Here is a 22,083-nt window from a genome sequence, read left to right as displayed (position 1 = left end):
GTAGTTTGACTGGGGTGGTCGCCTCCAAAAGAGTAACGGAGGCTTCCAAAGGTCGGCTCAGCACGCTTGGTAACCGTGCGGGGAGTGCAAAAGCACAAGCCGGCTTGACTGTGAGACCGACGGGTCGATCAGGTGGGAAACCAGGGTTTAGTGATCCGGTGGTTGCGCATGGGTGTGCCATCGCTCAAAGGATAAAAGGTACGCCGGGGATAACAGGCTGATCATCCCCAAGAGCTCACATCGACGGGATGGTTTGGCACCTCGATGTCGGCTCGTCACATCCTGGGGCTGGAGAAGGTCCCAAGGGTTCGGCTGTTCGCCGATTAAAGTGGCACGCGAGCTGGGTTCAGAACGTCGTGAGACAGTTCGGTCCCTATCTGTGATGGGCGTAGGAAATTTGACGGGGGCTGACCTTAGTACGAGAGGACCGGGTTGGACTCACCGCTGGTGAATCGGTTGTAACGCCAGTTGCACGGCCGAGTAGCTACGTGGGCAACGGATAAGCGCTGAAAGCATCTAAGTGCGAAACCGGCCTGAAGATGAGATTTCCAAACAAGGGACGTTATAGACGATGACGTTGATAGGCTGCAGGTGTAAAGGTGGTGACATCAAAGCCGAGCAGTACTAATTGCCCAATAGCTTCTATATATACTGCTTATTTATTTTTCTTTCCAATGTCAATTAATGTATAAGACCCTATAGTCTGAAAAGACCTGATAAGAATTGAGAGGCGACAGATGTCCCTGATTAACTCGAATCAAAAAGCCTTAAAGATAGGTTAGCAAGACAGGATGGTGCGGTAATTAATTTTACTGATGTCAGTTCTGAAACGCTAAAACGACCTTGATGGTGGTTACAGGTTGGGACGGTGCGACGGTTCGCTTCACCTGTTCTCCTTCCGAAAACCCCAAAACGACCTTGATGGTGGTTACAGGTTGGGACGGTGCGACGGTTCGCTTCACCTGTTCTCCTTCCTAAAACCCCAAAACGACCTTGATGGTGGTTACAGGTTGGGTGTTCACCTCTTCCCATTCCGAACAGAGAAGTTAAGCCCCAATCCGCCGATGATACTGGGATAAAACCTGGAAAAGTAGGTAGCCGCCACAATATTAAAATGAAAGATATGCCTCCGATTTGTCGGAGGCATTCTTATTCGGGATGTAGCGTAGTCCGGTCATCGCGCCTGGTTTGGGACCAGGAGGTCGCAAGTTCGAATCTTGCCATCCCGACTTTCAAAAGGTTCACTATGAAAATAGTGGACCTTTTTTTTAGCCCTTACTTCTACTCAAAGTTCGCCAAAGGTTTGGATAGAGGGAAGAGGTGGCGTAATTTTGATCCATCAAGTTTATGAATTTTGACATTTAGCACGCACTTTCACTAATGATTTTATACAGTACTAAGAATGCACAGCTTAAAGCCAATCTTGAAGAAGCTGTATTTCGGAGTCTTCCCGCCGACAATGGTTTATACATGCCTGAAAACATTCCTACGGTATCAGATGTGTTTCTGAAAAATATTGAGCATTTGTCATTTAATGAAATTGCGTTTGAAGTTTCAAAAACCTTATTGAGTGAAGATATTCCCGATGCGGATATTCGTATGATTGTAGAACGGGCGTTTGATTTTGATGCTCCTATCGTTCCTACTGAGAACAATATCTATTGTCTTGAGCTTTTTCATGGCCCTTCTATGGCTTTTAAGGATTTTGGAGCACGTTTCATGGCATCCTTAATGTCTTATTTTTTAGTACGTTCCCAAAAAGAAATACGGATTTTAGTGGCTACATCCGGTGATACGGGCGGAGCTGTAGCGCAGGGATTTCATAATGTGCCGGGCATAAGTGTCACAATCTTGTACCCAAGCGGAAAAGTAAGCGATATTCAGGAAAAACAATTAACTACCTTAGGCGGAAATGTCACCGCTTTGGAAGTTGACGGTACTTTTGACGATTGTCAAGCGTTGGTTAAACAAGCTTTTTTGGATGCCGAATTAACCAAAAAATACAATTTGGCTTCTGCTAATTCAATCAATATTTCTCGCTTGATTCCACAGTCTTTTTACTATTTCAGAGCTTATGCTCAAGTAAAACACTTAGGACTGCCGGTTGTGTTTTCGGTACCGAGTGGTAATTTTGGTAATTTGAGTGCCGGTGTTTTGGCTTATCGTATGGGCCTGCCTGTGGAGCATTTTGTAGCTACGACCAATCGTAACAATGTCGTTCCCAATTACTTGGAAAATGGCACTTATTCTCCTGTTCCTTCGGTAGAAACGGTTTCCAATGCCATGGATGTAGGGAATCCAAGCAATTTTGTGCGTTTGACACGATTTTTTGCAGATGATTGGGAACAGGTAAAAAACGATATTTCGGGATGTTGGTTTAACGATGAACAAACTAAAAGCGCCATGCGGGAGGTTTATGAGCGTCAAGGTTATTTGATGTGCCCGCACACCGCAGTTGCTTATTTGGGTTTGAAAGAATACATGCACTTGACTCAGAAAGATGTAACAGGGGTATTCTTATCAACGGCACATTATGCCAAATTTCTGAATGTTGTGGAAGAAGCACTTGGAACTACGGAGGTGGAAATTCCCGCCCGCTTATCCGATTTATTAAGTAAAACCAAAGAAGCGATCCCGATGAGTACACGCTTTGAGGATTTTAAAAACTATCTGTTGTCATAGATAAAAGAGACATTGATAGTAATGTCTATATCTCATGGAAATTATCGTTGCCCGTACTTCTGAACATTACTCCGCAGCTGTTGAGCTCTTCAAAGAGTATGCGTTAGGGTTAGGAATTGATTTACAATTTCAGAAGTTTGACAACGAACTGCAAATTTTACCAACTATGTACGGACCTCCGACGGGGGAATTATGGCTCGTACAATCTAACGACAAATTTGTGGGTTGTACCGCATTGCGGCAGTTGGATAAACAGACGTGTGAATTGAAGCGGATGTTTATTCAACCCGCTTACCGTGGGCGCCGTTTAGGTGAGCAACTCATGGATACTGCATTAACTACTGCCCGTGATCTTGGCTATGAATATATGAAATTGGATAGCCTTCGGCGTTTAGAACCTGCCGTCAAATTATACCTTCGCTACGGCTTCACCCAAATCCTTCCCTACAATTACAATCCTGAAGTAGACGTTGTCTATTTTGAGAGATCTCTCATTGGCGTGTAACTTCATCCCCAAAATTTTCCATTCATTTTGTTCTGTAACCGTTGGAGGTAAAAAATATTTGATTACCTTGCATTGCATAGTACCTTTGAATCAATAATAAAATAAAAAAACATAACAGGCATCAAAGAACAGACTCCAAAATGGTCACCCATTTAATGCCTATCGCCTAAAATCCAACATCTTAACATTGCAAAGTCATGAACAACAAACAATTGCATCGTATTCAGAGTGAAGCCGTCCTTGGCGGAGTAGCTGCCGGTCTTGCTGATTATTTTAGTATAGATAAAGCCATCATGCGGGTTATTTTCGTCGTACTGATGATTTTTGCCAAGGGCTTTCCGGTTATTTTGATCTATATTATTTTGTGGGCGGCATTACCTAAAGAGGATCCAGCTACGAGAGTTACAGAAACGGATTGGGCCTTTACGAACAATCCACAACCCAAAAAAGACTTTGGAAAAGGAGCCGAAATCATTGGCTATGCTTTATTGATCATCGGTGGTTTTATGCTCTTTGACCGACTTTTCTACTGGATGGATCTGGATCGCTTTATTCCGGCAGCATTACTGATCGGTATTGGACTTTTCCTGATTTTGAGAACCACCAATAAACCTGCAACCACTTTTACCGCAGATACTGAGCGCGCCACTCCTTCATGGACCGACACTGCTCCGATCAATGATTGGCAACCTCCAAAATCGACTGAGCCAAAAGAGCCAACTACTCAAGATGGTTCGGAAGAGCCAAAAGCATAGATTACCAAACCGGCCTATATAATATATACGGCCGGTTTGTAAGTCAACCTGTTAATAACCTAATAACTTTTCAACTCAAACTTACTTTTGCCATGAATTATCAAAGCACTTTTTGGGGTATTCTCCTTGTACTTATCGGCGGACTGCTGCTTATGCGCGAGCTTTTCGATTGGTTCGATTTCGAGCGATTCTTTTGGCCTGTATTGTTTATTGCCGGTGGTGCGCTACTGATTTTTAAAGACAAACTGAAAAAGATATCTTAAGCAACAGACCATGAAACAATCTTCAAACGCTCTGTTTTGGGGCACTTTTTTACTGGCCATTGGCTTGATATTAATGGCTAAAACCCTTGGTTGGTTTCACATTGATTGGGGGATGACATTACGTTTCTGGCCTCTATTGCTGGTATTGGCGGGACTAAGTCTCTTACTCAAACAAAGTTGGTCTGGAATTTTGACTGCTATTTTGATTGCGATTGCCATTCCATCCGCGATTATCAATGGAGCGAACAAAAAAATTCGTCACTGGAATGACGATGGCATTGAATTCAATCTGGATGATTTTGACGATGACGACGATGATAATAACAGCGACGATGATGAATATGATAAACGCTCAAAAACCTATTCAAAAGAAGGAGAAACGCATTTTTCAGAACCATTGGCCGACGGAACTACTGAAGCAACGCTCAATTTTGGTGCAGGAGCGGGTGAATTTAAAATTGAAGGAACAACCGCACAGTTGGTAGAAGCAGATGCCGAGACTAAATTTGGCAACTACGTTTTAACCACTAAGCGAAACGAGAGCACTAAGGTCAGCTCGGTCAACTTTGAAATGGAAAGTAAAGACAGCACTAAGCGCATCCGCATTCGGGATTTTGACAAAATGGATAACCACGTCGAAATGCGTTTGAGTGATAAGCCTGTTTGGTCATTTGATCTGGGGTTGGGTGCCGGTAAAGCGAACTTCGATTTGTCGGAATACAAAGTTAAAAAGGTGAAAATTGGCGCAGGCGCTGCTGAAGTTGAACTGAAACTGGGCGATAAAATTGAAAATGATGCCGAAGTGGAAATCGACGCAGGAGTTGCCTCTATTGAAATTACCATTCCTGAATCCATAGGCTGCGAATTTACGGTCGACGGAGCTTTTAATTCTAAAGAACTGGATAATTTTGAAAAAATAAGCGACGGTCTTTATCGCACTTCTAACTATAAATCAGCCGCTAAAAAGATTAAAATTTCGTACGAAGGCGGATTGTCGAAATTAGAGATCAAACGATACTAACGTTAATAAATAGTTTAAAAATGCTGTCGGGTAAAATAACCGGCAGCATTTTTGTTTTTTGTACCTTTGCCAATCACGCAACAAACAACCCGTTTTTTCGTTTAAAATTGGCAAACCTTCGTATTCTAATGAAAAATATACTTACCGCTGCCGCTTTTCTGACAACCGTCACGCTTTTTGCCCAAACAACCGGCAAAGAATTTACTATTTCGGGAACGGCTAAAAATCTTCAACCGGAACATAAAATTTATCTGGAAATCGCAGGTACACAGCCCCTTGTGGTGGTGGACTCAGCGAAAGTAGGAGCCGACAAACGTTTTACATTTAAGCGTAAAGAAGTAGACGAAGGAACGGTTTATCAGGTAAATCTCGCCGGTGCGCAACGTATCATTGTGTTGATAGAAGGAGGGGAAACGATTGATATTGTAGCGGATGGAACCGAAAAAGGAGGCGCTAAAGTGACCGGTTCAAAGAACAATGATTACTACCAACAACTGATCGGAATGTATAAAGAGATGAACGAAAAGTCTCTTAAATGGCAGGAAGAATATGCCCAGGCCGAGCAAAAGAAAGACAGTAAAAAAATAGCCAAGATCCAGCAGGATTTTGAAGCGGCGAGTCAGGCATTTACGGGAAAAGTAAAAAGCATGATCCCGGAATTGGGAACATCATTGGTGGCGTTGTTTGCCACTAATTTCCTCAATCCGGAAGTTGATTTCGCAACCATTGATGCGTTGGCAAAACGCTTTGAAACAGAACGCCCTACCATGAAACAGGCGCAGGTTTTTGTGGGCAATGCCAAACGCATGCGTGGCATTCAAATTGGCGATGCTGCCCCCGAAATTACGCTTAACAGTACTGAAAATAAACCCGTAAGTCTTTCATCATTGCGAGGGAAAATTGTGTTGATCGACTTCTGGGCTTCATGGTGCGGGCCTTGCCGTCAGGAAAATCCAAACGTCGTACGGGTATATAATCGTTTTAAAGATAAAGGTTTTGAAATCTTCAGTGTATCGCTCGACCGTGACAAAGCGGCATGGGTAAAAGCGATTGAAAAAGATGGTTTGATCTGGACAAGTCACGTTTCAGACTTGAAATATTGGCAGTCGATAGCGGCGCAAAATTATGGAGTCAATGCCATTCCTGCCACATTTTTGTTGGATAAAGATGGAAAAGTGATCGAGAAAAACCTCCGTGGAGTGGCATTGGAAAAGAAACTGGAAGAGCTCTTGAAGGTAAACAATTAGGAGAACTGCAACCGCCCGAAAATTGCCGGTTGTACTATAGCTTTCAAAAAAACTTTTCAGGTTACCCCAACTTGGAAAGTTTTTTTATTTTCAACTAAATCTCAATCTTTACACCCTGTATTTGGACCCTAGACCTGTTACTTTCATGAAATTGTTGCGTTACTCTTATATATCCTTTTGCGTCGGAGCTTTATTTTTTTCTTCGCTTACTTCTCTTGCTCAAACCTCTGACTTTTCACCGGAGCATGAATTTACTCAGAATTGTGAAGGCCCGGCGGTAGATCCTGAAGGAAATGTTTATGCCGTTAATTATATCATGGATGGTACGATTGCACAGATTCCCCGCCGCAATAAGGCTTCTATTTTTCTTACATTACCTAAAGGAAGTACAGGCAACGGGATTCGATTCGGCAACGCTTCTACCTTTTATGTGGCAGACTTTACGGGGCATAATGTGTTGAAAGTAGATCTGAAAAGTAAGCAGGTGAGTGTGCATTGCAACGAACCTAAAATGAATCAGCCGAATGATTTGGCGATCAATAAAAACGGGCATATTTTTTGCTCAGACCCTAACTGGAAAGAAGGTACGGGGCAGGTGTGGCACGTGTCGCCCGAAGGAAAAGCGAGAATTGTGGCACCCAATATGGGAACGACCAACGGTATTGATTTAAGTCCTGATGAAAAGATACTTTACGTCAATGAAAGCGTTCAACGTAATGTTTGGGCGTTTGATCTGGCGGCTGATGGCACGCTTTCCAATAAGCGACTTTTGCATAAATTTGAAGACGGCGGGATGGACGGAATGCGCTGCGATGCCAAAGGAAACCTGTATATTACAAGGCATGGAAAGGGCGAAGTTGCAGTTGTTTCACCCGAAGGGAAAGTTATAAAAACGATCACTACAAAAGGCAAAAGTGTTTCTAATATTTGTTTTGGAGGCAAAAAAGGGCGAACTTGCTACATCACTCTCCAAGATCGCGGATGCCTTGAAACTTTCCACGCGGATGCTCCCGGCCGTGAGTGGGTAATGATGAAAGCGTTTATGGAAAAGAAATAAGCATATATATGTACAAAGTTGTATCCATTTTTTTATCCTTAATTTCACCCTTATTGTTAATGTCGGCAGATGCACCAAGTGCTCAGTTAGTGACATTGGGACAGGCATTTCTGCAATTGAATTCACAGATTCGCGAGCAAACCATTCAACCCGATTCCGCTCAATTACGTTTTCAATTGATCTTTAGCGAACTCCGTGAAATCAGCGACGGATACCGCCAACAAATATGCAGTGATTCGATTGGTTTTGTTTTTCCCATAAAATCGTACGACGCAGAACAAATTGGCGGACACGGTTCGGGGTATCGACCCATGGGTTTCAACCTTTTTGACCATGCTGTACAGGGAAGCCACCCGGCTCACGATATTTTTGTCTACGACCGGAATCAGGATAATTTAGACGATCAGACCGAACAACCGATTGACGTGCTGGCAATGCGCCCGGGAATTGTTGTAGCCACTGAAACCAATTGGACCGCTGAAAGTAGCTACCGAGGTGGAAATTTTGTGTGGATCTACGATCCCTGTTTAGATGGTTTGTTTTACTACGCTCACCATAGCCGCGTTACGGTGCAAGTGGGCGAGCAGGTTGTTGCCGGCCAGAAAATCGCCGAAGTGGGCCGTACGGGCTTAAACGCGGCCAAACGTCGTTCCGGAACGCATCTTCATTTAATGTATCTTCAGCTGACACCTGACGCGCTTCCCATGCCCGTAAATACGTACGATTGGCTGGCCGCTGCTGAAGTGGTGAAATAAAGAAAAAGGAGTTAAGGGTGCGTCTTTTTGCCTACCCCCTAACTCCTTTTTATCCATCTCTGACTCTTCTTTTATTTTCTGACCAAGCCGCTCAATTCCGCCTGTAAGGTTTTGTTATCAGGAAATTCCTGCGGAATCCAGCGTTCTACAATTTTTCCCTGCGAATCGATCAGCACAAAAGGATACCGCATAGTAGAAGCGTAGGTATCTTTGATCTTTTGAGCATCTTCGTCGGAAGCCCATAAATGCAGTACACCCGGACGACTTTCGGTGGTAGGTTGCCACAGTTCATAGGGAGTACCGGGGGTTACATTGAGGTATATGAAGGTCAAACGGTCACGGTATTTTTCTTCCAATGGTTTGAAAATATACTCATGTTGTTTGAGGTTATAGCAAAAGGCGATGCATACCGGTTTGCCGCGTAAGCTTGATAACGTTACGGTTTTTCCATCGCGGTCTTTGAGCATAAATTCAGGCGCAGGTTTTGCTACTTCCATCAGCTCTTTGGCTGCAATCGTGCGCTTAAAATAAGCATTAAGCGTTGATTGCGGATATGTTTGTTCGTACTTGGCCAGCAACGCGTGAGCAGCTTTCATATCGCTTCTGAACGTAGTAGAATAATCAAGCCAGTGCGTTAATAAGTATTCGCGTTGCTTGGGATAATCTTTCAACTTTTCGTCGCTCAACTGATAAGCAAGTTGTACCGCATCGGGAGAAAGTACGTACCGTTTGGCTGAGTCGGTAGGGTATTTTTGGATTACCGGAATTTGAATAGAATTGCGCAATTCATTACGATACACATCACTGAGCAAGGCAGCATCCGGCAGGATTTTAAAATTCTTAAGCGTTAACTCCTGAATTTCTTTTCGTTGATCGGGTTTTAGCTGCACTCCCTGACTCTCACGGATTTTCTTGTCCGAAACGACCAATTTGAGCAAATAAGGTTCTGTATTTGTTACGGCTGTTATATATGTTTCGAATGCTTCATCAACGGGGTATTGGCCCTTCAATTTTTGAAACCCCTGTTGACGTGCCCGTTGCAGGCTGTCAACTTTGCCAAGAATTTGGGAATTATCAATTTGGGAAGGATTATACCCAAATTGGGGCAAATAGTCGTACATATTCTCCCTGAAATAATCTCTGAGGTATTCCTGATAGGCAGCATGGGTGCCCGAAAATGCCAACGTTTTGTCAGGATTAACGGTAATAGTCAGGCTGTCTTTAGGACTAATGAACAACAAACGATTAGCACTGCCTTGACTTTTGTAGCCTACTACAAGGCGTTTATTGGTGATATTCAATCGAACCAGTTGCGGCTCTTTCAGTTCAAATTCGGTCATTGCCCAGCGTTTGGTGCTGTCATCGAATACGCCGATGTTTAAGAACTCAACGTCGGTCAGGCCAATGGAAGGAGCTTCGATGTGACGTATCTTTTCGGTTGTCAGCGAAACGATAAAATCGTTATTTTGGGGCAATTTGAGCACAATATGTGCTGTTTGTGCGCCCGCAGCTAAACTCAGCAATAGGCAAAAAGAGAAAAAATATGTCTTCATAAAATGTTTTATTAAAGTGAAACAGCTGTGAAAAAGGCCCAATCATTAAAAATGTTCTTATTGAATCGGCCGAAGCTACTAGAACGAACAAGTTATTTAAAACTTGTTTTTAAAAAGGGCAATTTAGTTATCGGTCAACCTTTACAGAAAGCTTATTGAATTGATTTCAGTAGTTTTCTATTATTGATAACGAATTTAAAGATAGCTGCAAAAGGTAAGAACAAAATCATGCCGGCTCACTTTTCCAATAGGCAAATTACTTAGCGATAGAACTATAAAACAAAAAGCCGTTCTGCAACGGCTTTTTGTTTTATAGAAGAATGGTTTCTGTTATTTACCCGTATTGGCTACTCCGTTGGGATTAAATTGAATCCATTCCAGACCGAAAAGCCCTTTGGCCTCGGGAACGGATTGAGTAGTGGTAAATACCAGATAAACGTTGTGGAGCTTATCATCCGGTCGGCGAACCGCCGTACTCACGACTCCCATTTTGTTGTTAGGGACTTCGACTTCACCAACCAAAGCACCGGTCGGGCTATCCAATCGTACTTCGATCTTGCCGCCTACAGTACGACTTGGATCAGTATAAACCATGAATGAAAGGGTACTGATGTCGGTCAGGTCAATGTCTTTGTACAACGCATAACTGCCGTTTTTGACAGGTGCCAATACTTCTGATTTTGAAGGCAATTCCACCTTGGTAGCATCTTTTACCTCATCATTTTGTACGGCTTTTACTTTGGCAGGACGGAGCGCAACCGTAGTGGTAGATGTTTGAGGTCCTACGGCGTCGTTACCTCTGTCAGTGTAGCTTGCTGTAAAAATATAAGAACCTTCTTTTTGTTTTGCAGCGGTTACGTATTCTCCTTTGAGCGGTTTTTTGTCGGGGCCTTTTTCATTGGCCAACGACATGATATAGCGCACTATTTCCTTGGCTTCATCTTTTTTGATTTGAGGGTGGGCGCTCATGGCCTGCTCTCCCCAAACGCCGCCGCCGCCGCCGATGATTTTGTCAGCTAAGCGGCTCTCTATGTCGCGCTCGCCTTTGTATTTTTTTGCCACTTGGCGATAGGCCGGTCCGATGGATTTTTTGTCAATGTCGTGGCAGGCTTTGCAATCCGACAAATCCATGAGACGTTTACCGGTTGCAAATCCCAAATTCGCCTGGTGACCCTGTGCCAAAATGGTTTTGTCAAAACCTTCCAGATAATCAATCGTTACGGTCACATCTTCCGGATTTATTTTTTTATTGACCAAGCTGCCGTCTTCTTTGTCGGCTACTTTTACTTCGTAGTTAACGGGTTTGTTTTCCCAGTAGAAAGACTTATTCCCCGCAACGGCTACTTCCACTTTTGGAGGTTCATTACCAACTTTTACTTCCACATTGCCGGTCGAAGAATTCCCTTTGGCGTCTGTTACTTTCAACGTTGCGGTATAAACACCGGGCTTGGTGTAAGTGAAGGTTGGATTGGCAAGTGTGCTTTTGGGAAGACCTTTGCCGAAATTCCATTCGTATGTAAGTGCGTCGCCGTCATAATCGACTGTGCCCTTTGATGAGAATACTGCTTTCATGGGAGCAGCTCCTGCCTTTTTGCTTACAGCCGCAACAGCTACCGGCTTGCGGTTTCCGGCATTGTATGTAATACGTGATAAGCGAGAATCATCGTTTTGGGCAAACCATGTGTTTCCGTATTCCATAACGTACAAAGAACCGTCAACGGCAAACTGCATGTCGATCGGGTGGTTGAATTTGGAATTGGGCATGAAGGTTTCCATGCTCACAAAATTGCCTTCTTTGTCCATTGTAACGGGGTGAATCCAGTCACGAATCCACTCATAAGCAAAGAATTTACCGTCGTAATAACGGGGGAATTTTACATCATTTTCCGGATAATCATCATAATAATAGACCGGACCGGCCATAGCGTTACGCCCGCCTTTGCCAACGATAGGGCCAAATTCGGGTGAATCAGCGTAAGGATAATAAATAAAGGCTTTTTGGGCAGGAGGTAATTCAACTAAACCGGTATTATGGGGTGAGTCATTAATGGGTTTCATCGGGTCAAAACGTTCGCCTGATACTTTGGTGCCCATATCATAGCGGTTATAGGCCTTATTGTCGGCTACAAACAACGGATACCCGAAATAGCCTGCTTTACGTGCCTGATTGACTTCATCATACCCGCGCGGGCCACGAGTCTCGCTGTCATTGCCGGCATCGGGACCTACTTCGCCCCAATACAAAAAGCCGGTGCGTTGGTCAATGGAGATACGATACGGGTTACGATTCCCCATAATATAAATTTCGGGATGTGCTTTTGCCGTACCTACAGGAAAAAGGTTTCCGGCAGGAATATCATACCCACCTTCCGGGCGGGGTTTGATACGTAGGATCTTGCCCCGATAATCGTTGGTATTGGAAGAGGAAGAGCGACCATCCCAACCTGCGCGCCCGGGACGGCCGTCCAAAGGACCATAACCATCATTGCCGAATGGATTGATATCGTCGCCGGTAGAGAGGTACAGGTTGCCTTGCTTGTCCCACGCAATGGACCCACCCGTGTGGCAGCAATCGTTGCGTTTGACGGGAACGCGCAGTAAAATCTGTTCGGTACTGGGCAACAATGTATCGCGTTCGGTATCGTATTTCATGCGTACCAGGCGTTGTGATGTATCGGCTTCGGTAGAAACGGGAGAATAATATAGGTAGACCCATTTATTTTCTTTGAAATTCGGATCAACATTGATTCCCATCAAACCGTATTCCTGTTTGAAGTACACGGGCAAATTGGCCACCAATTTATAGGTATCGGGCTTTTTGGGGTTGTAAAGCTTGACTTTTCCTTTGCGTTCGGTAAACAGGACCCGCTGATCTGCCAACACAACAAGTTCAGTCGGTTCGTCTAATTTTTCCAGTAAAACGTTTTTAGTAAAACGATTTTCTTCAGGAACGGCGGGAGATTGAGCGAAAACACTACTGCTCAACAATGTGGCTATCAATAGCGAACTACCGCCCACACGTATTGAGGTTTTCCAAAATGGATTTTCCATGAGGTCACTTATGTTTGTTTTAATTTAACAGTAAAAGTAAAAATACGTCGGAAACTAATGATACTTATGCCCGGTGGTTTATATCTATAACGCTGAAAATTCAAAATGATACTACCGACCAGATTCATAAATCCGGTTTCTTTTGAACCGGGCTTTTCGTGATTATTTTAAAGCAATCAAGCTATAAAATCTGCTAACGGATTGTCTACCAATCATTACTGATTTATTTGAACCATTGGAAAAAATAAATCGTTTATTTATTGGATTCAGAATACAATTTAACCGATATTTGTCACGTTTTTTTCAAAAACCAAATTATAAGGTGGCACACTCGCTTTCACATACTCGCTGCGCGCATATTACGCCATTTTTTTTCAGGTCCGAAAGGACACATTAATCTTCGTTTGCCTACGCAGCAAACTTTTTTCGCTCAATTTCCAAAAATCACTCAATTATTAACACCAAAGCGGATTATTTGTCTCCGCAGAGGATTCAATTCCAATAAATGACAATGTCAAACATAGAAATAGTAGCTAACGAATACATCGTAGAAACAGCCGAAGAAAAACATTTCCACCTTGCCGAAACCATTTGTAAAGAAATGGAAGAAAGTGCCAAACAACGTGGAACCGGAATAGCAAAACGTTCTCCTGTCTATATTCAGGAAAAAATGGCCGAAGGAAAAGCCATTATAGCAACAACACTGCTTGGAGACTGGGTAGGGTTTTGTTACATCGAAACGTGGGAGCATGGTAAGTTTGTGGCAAACTCAGGGTTGATCGTTCATCCTGACCACCGCAAAAGCGGTATTGCAAAAGCCATCAAACGGAAAGCCTTCGAACTTTCGCGGACCAAATATCCGGACGCCAAAATCATCGGAATCACGACCAGTTTGGCCGTGATGAAGATCAATTCGGATCTTGGATATGAGCCCGTTACGTTCAGTGAATTGCCGGCCGATGATGCCTTCTGGAAAGGTTGCTCCAGCTGCGTGAATTACGACGTACTGACGCGGACAAACCGTAAGAACTGTCTTTGTACAGGAATGATGTATGATGCCGCGCAGGTACAAAAATCGGAAAAGAAAGCGCCTTGGGATTTTCTGAAAGAATCTAAATTGTACGAGCGTTGGATGCGCATTAAACAACGTATTCTGCTGCGTCGCGAAATACGTGAAGCTAAGGCACGCAATCGCCAGAAAGAGCTGGAATTGACGCATTAAAATAGCATTTCATATTTCTTTATGACCCCGATTGCCGATTTTTGCCGGTAATCGGGGTTTATTTTTTTAATTTGGAATTTAAATTTGTATTCACACCTAATGTCCACCCCAAAAAAGAGTTATTGCTTTGGAAATCAGACAAATTACTAATCGACTTATTCCTTTTCTTAAACCTTATCAATGGCTGATCATCGGTACATTGTTACTTACCTTGTTCGGTTCACTGACTGCTCAGGTCAATCCTTTGGTGTTGCGTTATACCGTTGATAAAATTGATCTGTTGCTGCGGGAAGGGAAAGTATTGCCGGAAGGCCTTGCGTTACTTGGATTGATTTCGATAATTCTTTTTGCTAAAGAGATACTGACCATTTTTATTCAGTTCGGGCAAAAATTTTACGGCGAAAAACTACGTATCAATGTGTCATTTCATTTGGCTCAAACGGCCGTTGAAAAGATTTTGACCTATCGAATGGATTTTTATACCAATCAAACGAATCAATCGGGACGGTTGCAAACTCGGATTGATCGCGGCGTGGAGAGTTTGACCAAGCTTGTTCAGAATTTTTTCATTGATGTGCTTCCTTTGTTTGCTAATGCGATTGTGGCTTTGGTGGTAATGTTTTCGGCCAATGTGTACGTAGGATTGGTGGCAATTTGTGTGTTGCCTGCTTATTTTTACGTAAGCTTTCGGCAAGCTCAGAAACTTCAGGGAGTTCGACGCAAATTGCGAGGCCAACGGGAGGATAAAAACAACGGACTCATCAATCTTATTGAGTCCATTTCGGTGATAAAATCATTTGTCAGAGAACAATACGAAGGGAAAAAGCAATTGACTCTTCAACAAAGACTCATGGATCTGCAATTGCAGACGCGGCGCACCGGTTTCATTTTTGAGGGCTTGAAGTCTTTTATTGAGCAGATTGGTGTCGTACTTATTATTATACTGACGGCTTATTTAGTACTTGATCGACAAATCTCTATCGGTGCTATCATGTTTCATATCATGCTGTTCAGCAATGTATCTGCGCCCATTCGTCAATTGCACCGTATTTATGATGAAATGAATGATGCCTTGATCTATGCCGAAGGCTATTTCAGTATTTTGGACGCCAAAAAAGAAACAGAATCGCTCGGACAGATGATTTCGGAGCCGTTAAAGGGCGATTTTGTGTTAGAAAATGTTGATTTCTATTACCCTACCGGAGTGCATGCCTTAAAAAATGTCAGCATTCATATTCCCAGTGGAAAAACAACAGCGTTGGTGGGATTGTCGGGCGCAGGCAAATCGACGGTCATTAATTTGCTGACAAAATTTTACGCACCTTCAAGTGGAAGTATTTCACTGGACGGTATTTTGCTCAATGATTATGATACGCACGCCTTGAGGGATGATATTGGCTTAGTGCTTCAAAAAAATCACATTTTCAAAGGTAGCATTGAGGAAAATATCCGTTACGGTAAACCCAATGCTACAACGGAAGAAATCCGGATAGCCGCTCAAAAGGCTTTTTTACACGATCAGATTTTAGATTTGCCCGAACAATATACCTCAGATGCTTCCATGCTTTCGGGCGGGCAGCAACAGCGCATTGCTATTGCGCGTCTTTTTTTGAAAGATCCTCCGATCATTTTTCTGGACGAGCCTACGGCAAGTTTGGATGCCATCGTTACCGAACAAATCAGAAACAGCATCGAAGCCATTAAAAAAGGAAGAACAGTCGTTATCATTTCGCACAGTATTTCTCAAATCATGGACGCCGATGTAATTTATGTCATGCAGCGCGGTGAGGTGGCAGAAAGCGGAAAGCACGAAGATCTGTATGATTTGAACGGAGTGTATCGAACCATTTTTGACGCATCGACGCGCAGCCTCAATCTGGACAAGATCACAAAGACCTTGGATAATCATTAAAGAATGTGCCCCGCAACCTGCGTTTCAAAAACGACGAGCGGAGCTTATTTTTTTTGGTAACCTTGTCGTTATTCTCCTAACTTTGCGCTAACATATTGATGATGACCACTCGGGTTTTAGAAATTTGGTACGCACACAATCCGGGGGGGGTATAAAAATCCATCGTCGTTTGGCAATTGCCCGAATTAACGAAATAACATTTAAGAAGTAGAAGTCCATGTCTGAAAGTAAAAAAGTTGTTTTAGCATTTAGCGGAGGTTTAGATACCTCTTTTTGTGTCAAATATTTGTCGGAAGACAAAGGCTACGAAATTTACTCCGTATTGGTGGATACGGGCGGTTTTTCAGCAGAAGAACTGAAAGCAATTGAGGACCGCGCGTACTCACTTGGCGTGAAAAAACACGTGACTATTTCCAAAACGGAAGATTATTATCAGCAGTGTATCAAATATTTAGTGTTTGGGAATATTCTCAAAAACAATACGTACCCGCTTTCGGTGAGCGCAGAGCGGATTTTTCAGGCCATTGCCGCTGCTGAATACGCCAAGGAGATCGGTGCACAGGCCATTGCGCACGGAAGTACGGGCGCGGGAAATGACCAGGTAAGATTTGATATGGCTTTCCGGATCATTATGCCGGAGGCGGAAGTTATTACGCCGATTCGTGATCTGCGTTTGTCGCGCGAGGCGGAAATTGAGTATTTAAAATCAAAAGGCGTGCATCAGGAATGGCACAAAGCTGCGTATTCTATCAATAAAGGCCTTTGGGGAACGTCAGTAGGAGGAAAGGAAACATTGACTTCGGATAAATACCTACCCGAAAGTGCGTTTCCGACGCAGGTAAGCAAGTCCGAAGCGGAGCGTGTTACGTTGCAATTTGAAAAAGGAGAGTTGGTTGGTATCAACGAAGATTCTTATTCACCCGTAGAAGCTATCCAAAAATTGGCTGAAATTGCTTCACCTTTTGGGATTGGTCGTGATATTCACGTGGGCGATACGATTATTGGCATCAAAGGACGCGTAGGTTTTGAGGCTGCTGCGCCTTTAGTGATTATTAAAGCACACCATACGCTTGAGAAACACGTGTTGAGCGAACAGCAATTGTACTGGAAAGAGCAACTGGCCAACTGGTACGGCAGCTTGCTTCACAAAGGACAGTTTATGGAGCCGGTGATGCGTAATATCGAAACATTCCTGTCTGATACACAGCAGCATGTGACGGGGAAAGTGCATATTACATTGGCACCTTACCGTTTTTATGTGGAAGGAATTGAGTCAAGTTATGATCTGATGTCGCCGGTATTTGGAAGTTATGGAGAAATGAACAATGCCTGGACGGGTGATGATGTGCGAGGGTTTGCTAAAGTGGCCTCTAATCAAGTGATGATCTATCAGAAAATAAGCGAATTGAATCAATAATGATTTTTAGACAGGATTTCAGGAAAAAACAGGATGTAATCTTGTCAAGCCTGAAATCCTGTCAAAGAAAAAACTCGGCTGGATGAGAAAAAATTTACCCCTCGTTATTGCATTTTTATTGGTATCGGTTCTTGCAAAAGCTCAAACGGAAGGATGGGCTATTTGTAACAGCGGGGCTAATTTATATTTCAAGATAGTCGGGAGCGGAAGCCCTGTGTTGGTAGTGAGCGATGTAGGTAATTCGTCGGGCTATTTAAAAGACCTGATCAAAAAACTGTCGGAAACCAACCGTGTTGTTTATTATGATCCGCGAGCTACGGGTAAAAGCCGATTCCCGGTCATTAATGATTCAACTGTCAATTTTGCCAAGGCTGTCGCGGATATTGAGGCGCTGCGTATGGTGTTACGGATTCCAAAATGGTCAGTTGTGGCCCACGGATTTGGCGCCAAGATAGCTTGTGCATATGCGTCGCAGGCAGGAGGGCATTTGGCGCAATTGGTACTTATCAATCCCACATCAATGTCGGAAATCAAGCCAAGTCCAAGCAACACTTACCTGGACAGCTACGAAGAATACGGATTTTCGGGAATGTTATCACAGGACGTTATCAATCGACGTTTTGAACGCTTACAGGACCGGCTCCAAACCCAAATCACGCCCACGGATTCGTTGGCAAGAGCGCGGGCAATTATGGCATTTCAGGCGGCTACCTATGTACATGATACCTTACATGAGCCTATCGCCGCCGATTTTCTGTACGAGAAAGTAAGTAACATAGCAATTAAAAGTCGGGTGAGTAATAAATTTGTTCCTGAGCCGTTTGATTGTATTACTGCCTTACGGCAACGGAATGTACCCGTATTGGTGGTATTATCGCGACAGCGTTATAACCTCAACGGATTGGTGAATTACTGGAAAAATTCGGTTCCCGCTGCCAACATCAGCGTAATAGACCGAGCACATCATTTCCCTTGGTTAGACAACCCTACCGCATTTTACGAGCAGGTAAATCCATTTTTACAACGTTTTGTAGAGGAAACTTATGTCAGCCAAAAAAAAGTTAGTCGTCCTGTCGGGCGCGGGAATCAGCGCCGAAAGCGGTATTAAAACATTTCGAGACTCGGATGGGCTGTGGGAAGGGTACAGTATTGAAGATGTGGCAACGCCGGAGGGATGGCGTCGGAATCCCCAATTAGTACTGGATTTTTACAACGAACGCCGTAAGCAGGGACTGACGGCGGAGCCAAATGCTGCCCATTTGATTTTGGCAGAACTGGAAAAATATTTTGACGTTCAGATCATTACCCAAAACGTTGACAATCTTCACGAACGGGCAGGTTCAAAAAAAGTACTTCATTTACACGGAGAATTATATAAATCGCGCAGCACCAAAGAACCTTCATTGGTTTACGATATAGAAGGCTGGGAACTTAAATTGGGCGACAAATGTGAATTGGGCAGTCAGTTACGCCCGAACATTGTGTGGTTTCATGAAGAAGTACCCATGATGGTGCCGGCGGTAGAAATGGCCGAACAGGCCGAAATCTTCATCGTAGTAGGTACTTCATTGGTGGTTTATCCGGCAGCCGGTTTGGTCTATTATGTGCCGCCTCGTGTGCCTATTTTTGTGGTAGATCCCAAAACGCCTGAGATGTCCGGAAGCACCAAATACGTAACCTTTATTCAGGAAAAAGCAACGGTCGGCATGGCAATGTTGAAAGAAAAATTAATCAAAGAATACCTATGAAATTCCTTGGATTACGAACAGTCATTTACCCTGCGTCTGATTTAGAGTCTACTAAACAATGGTACATTCAGGCAACCGGTGTTCAGCCTTATTTTGACGAGCCTTTTTACGTAGGATTCAATGTTGGCGGCTATGAATTAGGCCTTGATCCCAACGCTACTCAAACAACTACCTATTGGGGTGTCGAAGAGATTGATCTTGCTTGGAAGCATCTGATTTCGACGGGTGCGACAGCAGATCAGGAGATTCAGGAAGTGGGAGATGGAATTAAAGTGGCAACGGTAAAAGATCCGCTTGGCAATGTGTTTGGTATTATAGAAAATCCTCATTTTGGGAAATAACTTTACCTATGAATCCCTTACTGAAAGATAACCTAAGCCAGCTGAAAGCCATTTTTCAAGCCCATAAGCTTGAGAAAGTGTATGCTTTTGGCTCAGTAGTTTCAAACCGGTTCGGAAAAGATAGTGATATTGATTTTTTAATAGTATTTCAAAACGAAATTGAACCACTTGAAAAAGGCGAACTATGGTGGTCGCTTTATGATACATTGAAGGCTTTTTTTAAAAGAGACATAGATTTAATTACAGAAACCTCATTGAAAAACCCTTATTTTATTCAGGAGATTAATAAAACGAAGGAGTTAGTCTATGAATAACATTGCTAAAAAATATCTTTTTGATATACGAATGTGCATTGATAATATTGAGAAATACATTGGTACTCCTCAAATTTATGAAAACTATGCCGGCAATGATATGCTACAGGATGCAGTAGAACGGAATTTAGAAATCATTGGCGAAGCGGTTAATAATCTGCTCAAAATACAACCGACAATTCCCATTTCCAATGCACGGAGAATAGTAGACACCCGTAATAAAATCATACACGGCTATGATACAATTGAGCCCGTAAATATATGGGCAATTGTTGTCAATTACCTTCCTGTTTTGAAAGTAGAAATACAATATCTACTTGATAATTAAGATTTAACGATTAATTCAATGCAACTTTTAGACGGTAAAAAACTTTCTGCCGAAGTGAAGGCGGAAATCAAAGTAGAAGTAGACAGAATCAAGGCCGAAGGCGGAAAAACGCCACATTTGGCGGCTATTTTAGTCGGTAACAACGGCGCAAGCGAAACATACGTAGCGTCAAAAATAAAAAGCTGTGAAGAGATTGGGTTTAAATCAACGTTGATCAGCCTGCCTGATACCACTTCCGAAGAAGAATTGCTTTCGCATATTCAGGACCTGAATTTTGACGATGATGTCGACGGTTTTATTGTTCAGCTGCCTCTTCCTGCCCATATTTCAGAAAATCGGATCATGGAAGCAGTAGCGCCTGAAAAAGATGTGGACGGATTTCATCCCATCAATGTTGGACGGATGTGCAAAGGCTTGCCGGCCTATATTTCGGCCACACCTTACGGTATTCTGGAAATGCTCGAACGCTACAAGATACAAACGGCCGGCAAGCATTGTGTAGTGGTTGGGCGCAGTCAAATTGTGGGTTTGCCGATGAGTATCCTGATGCAGCGCAATGCCTATCCGGGCAATTGCACCGTCACGATTTGCCACAGCCGTACGCATAATTTGAAGGAAGTGTGTCAAAGCGCCGATATTCTGATCGCCGCCCTAGGGCGTCCTGAATTTATCACTGCCGATTACGTCAAAGAAGGCGCCGTTGTGATAGACGTGGGCATCACCCGCGTACCCGATGCTTCTAAAAAAAGCGGTTTTGCTATCAAAGGAGATGTGAAATTCGACGAAGTAGCCCCAAAATCCGGGTACATTACGCCTGTTCCCGGAGGAGTAGGGTTGATGACCATTTGCGGTTTGTTAACCAATACGCTCTTATCTTCGAAGAAAGCCATTTACAAATAACAAAGAAAAGGTTATTTTCCGGTTAATGGCTTAATGAATGGGTCGGGTTGTGAGCAACCCTCCGCACAGGGATGCACTCTCCGTGTGAAGGACGGTCGGCCGTTGCCGTTGCTCACAACCCGACCAGTCTTTTCCTGTAAAGCCGAAAAAGCTTGTTCAACTACTTAATCAGGCATATAGCTTAGGTCATTATTGCGTTTCAGCTTGATAATGCCTGTGGCGTTGAGCAATAAAATGAACGGATACGTTGGGTCAAATTCATGCCACTTAATACCGAAATTGGCGCGCCCTCCCAGTTTGTGGTGATTGTTATGATAGGATTCTCCCATCATCAGAAAGTCAAACGGCAAAAGGTTTTTGGCGGTGTCGTTTACTTTAAAGTTAGTATAGCCGTATTTATGAGCATACCAGTTAATGATTACTCCGTGCACAGGCCCCATGAGAAAATGGATGGGCAACAATAAAAACATCCACCAAGCCGTGGCAAATTGGATGTAAAACAAAGTATACAAGACCCCCCAACCAATGCGCACGATCCAATAATCTCCCAAGCGTTCCATAAATTCCCAGTGAGGGACCTGTTTTTTGAATTTGGCAGAAATGGTATCTTCACGGTGTAGAATATTATTGTAATAATTTTTTGTTTTCCACATCATATCAACCAAACTCGACGAAAAACTTGGCGAATGAGGATCTTCTTCTGTATCGGCATACGCGTGGTGAAGGCGGTGCATTACGCCATAGGCGTAGGGACTTAGAAAAGAAGAGCCTTGGAACACAAAGGTGAGCGTGTAAAAGAACTTCTCCCAAAAAGGACTCATCGTAAACATTTTGTGAGCAGCATAACGGTGCAGAAAAAAGGTTTGCATCAATAATGATAAATACCAGTGAGCTACGAAAAATACAAGAATGTACATAAAATAGAGATTATGTTAACGGTAATGTATGCCAAAAGTACTAATGCCGTTTTTGCAAAAAGATGAGTAAAATCAGTTTGAATTATTTTTTTAGA

General features: G+C 43.3%; 21 protein-coding genes, 1 tRNA gene and 2 rRNA genes (1 of these 24 cut by a window edge). 21 read left to right on the top strand and 3 right to left on the bottom strand.

Translation table 11 applies throughout. The features are described 5' to 3' along the window. The 12 genes from ACQY73_RS10775 to ACQY73_RS10720 form a co-directional block, all read left to right on the top strand. Nucleotides 1–648: ribosomal RNA gene (locus tag ACQY73_RS10775) — 23S ribosomal RNA — on the top strand; it begins 2,157 nt to the left of the window's first position. Nucleotides 649–846: 198 nt separating this feature from the next. Beyond that, nucleotides 847–978 carry a hypothetical protein gene (locus ACQY73_RS10770; protein ID WP_428653839.1) on the top strand — a complete coding sequence of 44 codons (132 nt, stop codon included), beginning with the start codon at nucleotides 847–849 and terminating at the stop codon, nucleotides 976–978. A 17-nt stretch (nucleotides 979–995) separates the two neighbouring features. Then, nucleotides 996–1,107 (top strand): 5S ribosomal RNA (gene rrf / locus ACQY73_RS10765). 47 nt (nucleotides 1,108–1,154) lie between these two features. Further along, nucleotides 1,155–1,229, top strand: a tRNA-Pro gene (locus ACQY73_RS10760). A gap of 151 nt (nucleotides 1,230–1,380) precedes the next feature. Then, nucleotides 1,381–2,682: a threonine synthase gene (gene thrC, locus ACQY73_RS10755; protein WP_428665375.1), complete on the top strand. Its 1,302-nt coding sequence runs from the start codon at nucleotides 1,381–1,383 to the stop codon at nucleotides 2,680–2,682. A 34-nt stretch (nucleotides 2,683–2,716) separates the two neighbouring features. Next, nucleotides 2,717–3,187: a GNAT family N-acetyltransferase gene (locus ACQY73_RS10750; RefSeq protein ID WP_428665372.1), complete on the top strand. Its 471-nt coding sequence runs from the start codon at nucleotides 2,717–2,719 to the stop codon at nucleotides 3,185–3,187. 197 nt (nucleotides 3,188–3,384) lie between these two features. Beyond that, on the top strand, nucleotides 3,385–3,942 hold the full coding sequence (locus tag ACQY73_RS10745; RefSeq protein ID WP_428665369.1) for a PspC domain-containing protein: 558 nt from the start codon (nucleotides 3,385–3,387) through the stop codon (nucleotides 3,940–3,942). Between the two features lie 92 nt (nucleotides 3,943–4,034). Beyond that, nucleotides 4,035–4,205, top strand: coding sequence for a LiaI-LiaF-like domain-containing protein (locus tag ACQY73_RS10740; protein ID WP_428665367.1), 171 nt, complete (start codon nucleotides 4,035–4,037; stop codon nucleotides 4,203–4,205). Nucleotides 4,206–4,215: 10 nt separating this feature from the next. Beyond that, nucleotides 4,216–5,226 (top strand): LiaI-LiaF-like domain-containing protein, encoded by a 1,011-nt coding sequence (locus ACQY73_RS10735; protein ID WP_428665364.1) that lies wholly within the window; start codon nucleotides 4,216–4,218, stop codon nucleotides 5,224–5,226. Nucleotides 5,227–5,354: 128 nt separating this feature from the next. Further along, the gene (locus ACQY73_RS10730; RefSeq protein ID WP_428665361.1) at nucleotides 5,355–6,473 is read left to right on the top strand and encodes a redoxin family protein; all 1,119 of its coding nucleotides are present in this window, start codon (nucleotides 5,355–5,357) and stop codon (nucleotides 6,471–6,473) included. Between the two features lie 145 nt (nucleotides 6,474–6,618). Next, nucleotides 6,619–7,530, top strand: a complete 912-nt coding sequence (locus ACQY73_RS10725; RefSeq protein ID WP_428665358.1) for an SMP-30/gluconolactonase/LRE family protein — start codon at nucleotides 6,619–6,621, stop codon at nucleotides 7,528–7,530. Between the two features lie 59 nt (nucleotides 7,531–7,589). Then, nucleotides 7,590–8,285 carry a M23 family metallopeptidase gene (locus ACQY73_RS10720; RefSeq protein ID WP_428665356.1) on the top strand — a complete coding sequence of 232 codons (696 nt, stop codon included), beginning with the start codon at nucleotides 7,590–7,592 and terminating at the stop codon, nucleotides 8,283–8,285. Between the two features lie 71 nt (nucleotides 8,286–8,356). Here the strand turns inward: ACQY73_RS10720 and ACQY73_RS10715 are convergent, their stop codons facing one another. Then, the gene (locus ACQY73_RS10715; RefSeq protein ID WP_428665353.1) at nucleotides 8,357–9,838 is read right to left on the bottom strand and encodes a TlpA family protein disulfide reductase; all 1,482 of its coding nucleotides are present in this window, start codon (nucleotides 9,836–9,838) and stop codon (nucleotides 8,357–8,359) included. Nucleotides 9,839–10,168: 330 nt separating this feature from the next. After that, on the bottom strand, nucleotides 10,169–12,889 hold the full coding sequence (locus tag ACQY73_RS10710; RefSeq protein ID WP_428665350.1) for a PQQ-dependent sugar dehydrogenase: 2,721 nt from the start codon (nucleotides 12,887–12,889) through the stop codon (nucleotides 10,169–10,171). A gap of 511 nt (nucleotides 12,890–13,400) precedes the next feature. Between ACQY73_RS10710 and ACQY73_RS10705 the strand changes: the two genes are divergently transcribed. From ACQY73_RS10705 to folD, 9 genes are all read left to right on the top strand, one after another. Continuing rightward, complete coding sequence (locus ACQY73_RS10705) at nucleotides 13,401–14,111, top strand: GNAT family N-acetyltransferase (protein ID WP_428665347.1); 711 nt, start codon at nucleotides 13,401–13,403, stop codon at nucleotides 14,109–14,111. Between the two features lie 127 nt (nucleotides 14,112–14,238). Next, complete coding sequence (locus ACQY73_RS10700) at nucleotides 14,239–16,023, top strand: ABC transporter ATP-binding protein (protein ID WP_428665345.1); 1,785 nt, start codon at nucleotides 14,239–14,241, stop codon at nucleotides 16,021–16,023. A gap of 217 nt (nucleotides 16,024–16,240) precedes the next feature. Then, nucleotides 16,241–17,440, top strand: coding sequence for an argininosuccinate synthase (gene argG, locus ACQY73_RS10695; protein ID WP_428665343.1), 1,200 nt, complete (start codon nucleotides 16,241–16,243; stop codon nucleotides 17,438–17,440). A gap of 82 nt (nucleotides 17,441–17,522) precedes the next feature. Next, complete coding sequence (locus ACQY73_RS10690; RefSeq protein ID WP_428665340.1) at nucleotides 17,523–18,548, top strand: alpha/beta fold hydrolase; 1,026 nt, start codon at nucleotides 17,523–17,525, stop codon at nucleotides 18,546–18,548. After that, nucleotides 18,484–19,188 carry an SIR2 family NAD-dependent protein deacylase gene (locus tag ACQY73_RS10685; protein WP_428665337.1) on the top strand — a complete coding sequence of 235 codons (705 nt, stop codon included), beginning with the start codon at nucleotides 18,484–18,486 and terminating at the stop codon, nucleotides 19,186–19,188. The genes ACQY73_RS10690 and ACQY73_RS10685 overlap by 65 nt, the downstream gene beginning before the upstream one ends. Further along, complete coding sequence (locus ACQY73_RS10680) at nucleotides 19,185–19,529, top strand: VOC family protein (RefSeq protein ID WP_428665334.1); 345 nt, start codon at nucleotides 19,185–19,187, stop codon at nucleotides 19,527–19,529. The genes ACQY73_RS10685 and ACQY73_RS10680 overlap by 4 nt, the downstream gene beginning before the upstream one ends. An 8-nt stretch (nucleotides 19,530–19,537) precedes the next feature. After that, entirely contained in the window at nucleotides 19,538–19,843 is a 306-nt protein-coding gene (locus tag ACQY73_RS10675) for a nucleotidyltransferase family protein (protein WP_428665332.1), read from the top strand. After that, entirely contained in the window at nucleotides 19,836–20,171 is a 336-nt protein-coding gene (locus ACQY73_RS10670; RefSeq protein WP_428665330.1) for a HepT-like ribonuclease domain-containing protein, read from the top strand. Before ACQY73_RS10675 ends, ACQY73_RS10670 begins: the two co-directional genes overlap by 8 nt. Nucleotides 20,172–20,189: 18 nt before the next feature. After that, nucleotides 20,190–21,071, top strand: a complete 882-nt coding sequence (folD, locus tag ACQY73_RS10665) for a bifunctional methylenetetrahydrofolate dehydrogenase/methenyltetrahydrofolate cyclohydrolase FolD (protein ID WP_428665328.1) — start codon at nucleotides 20,190–20,192, stop codon at nucleotides 21,069–21,071. Nucleotides 21,072–21,235: 164 nt separating this feature from the next. Here folD and ACQY73_RS10660 read toward each other — a convergent pair whose 3' ends face one another. Further along, nucleotides 21,236–21,988 carry an acyl-CoA desaturase gene (locus tag ACQY73_RS10660; protein ID WP_428665325.1) on the bottom strand — a complete coding sequence of 251 codons (753 nt, stop codon included), beginning with the start codon at nucleotides 21,986–21,988 and terminating at the stop codon, nucleotides 21,236–21,238. Nucleotides 21,989–22,083: the final 95 nt, after the last annotated feature.

Origin of the sequence: Runella sp., assembly GCF_965279615.1 — a bacterium.
Classification (GTDB): Bacteria; Bacteroidota; Bacteroidia; order Cytophagales; family Spirosomataceae; genus Runella.
The sequence above is the reverse complement of the archived record's forward strand: the minus strand, read 5'-3'. Positions and strand labels throughout refer to the sequence as shown.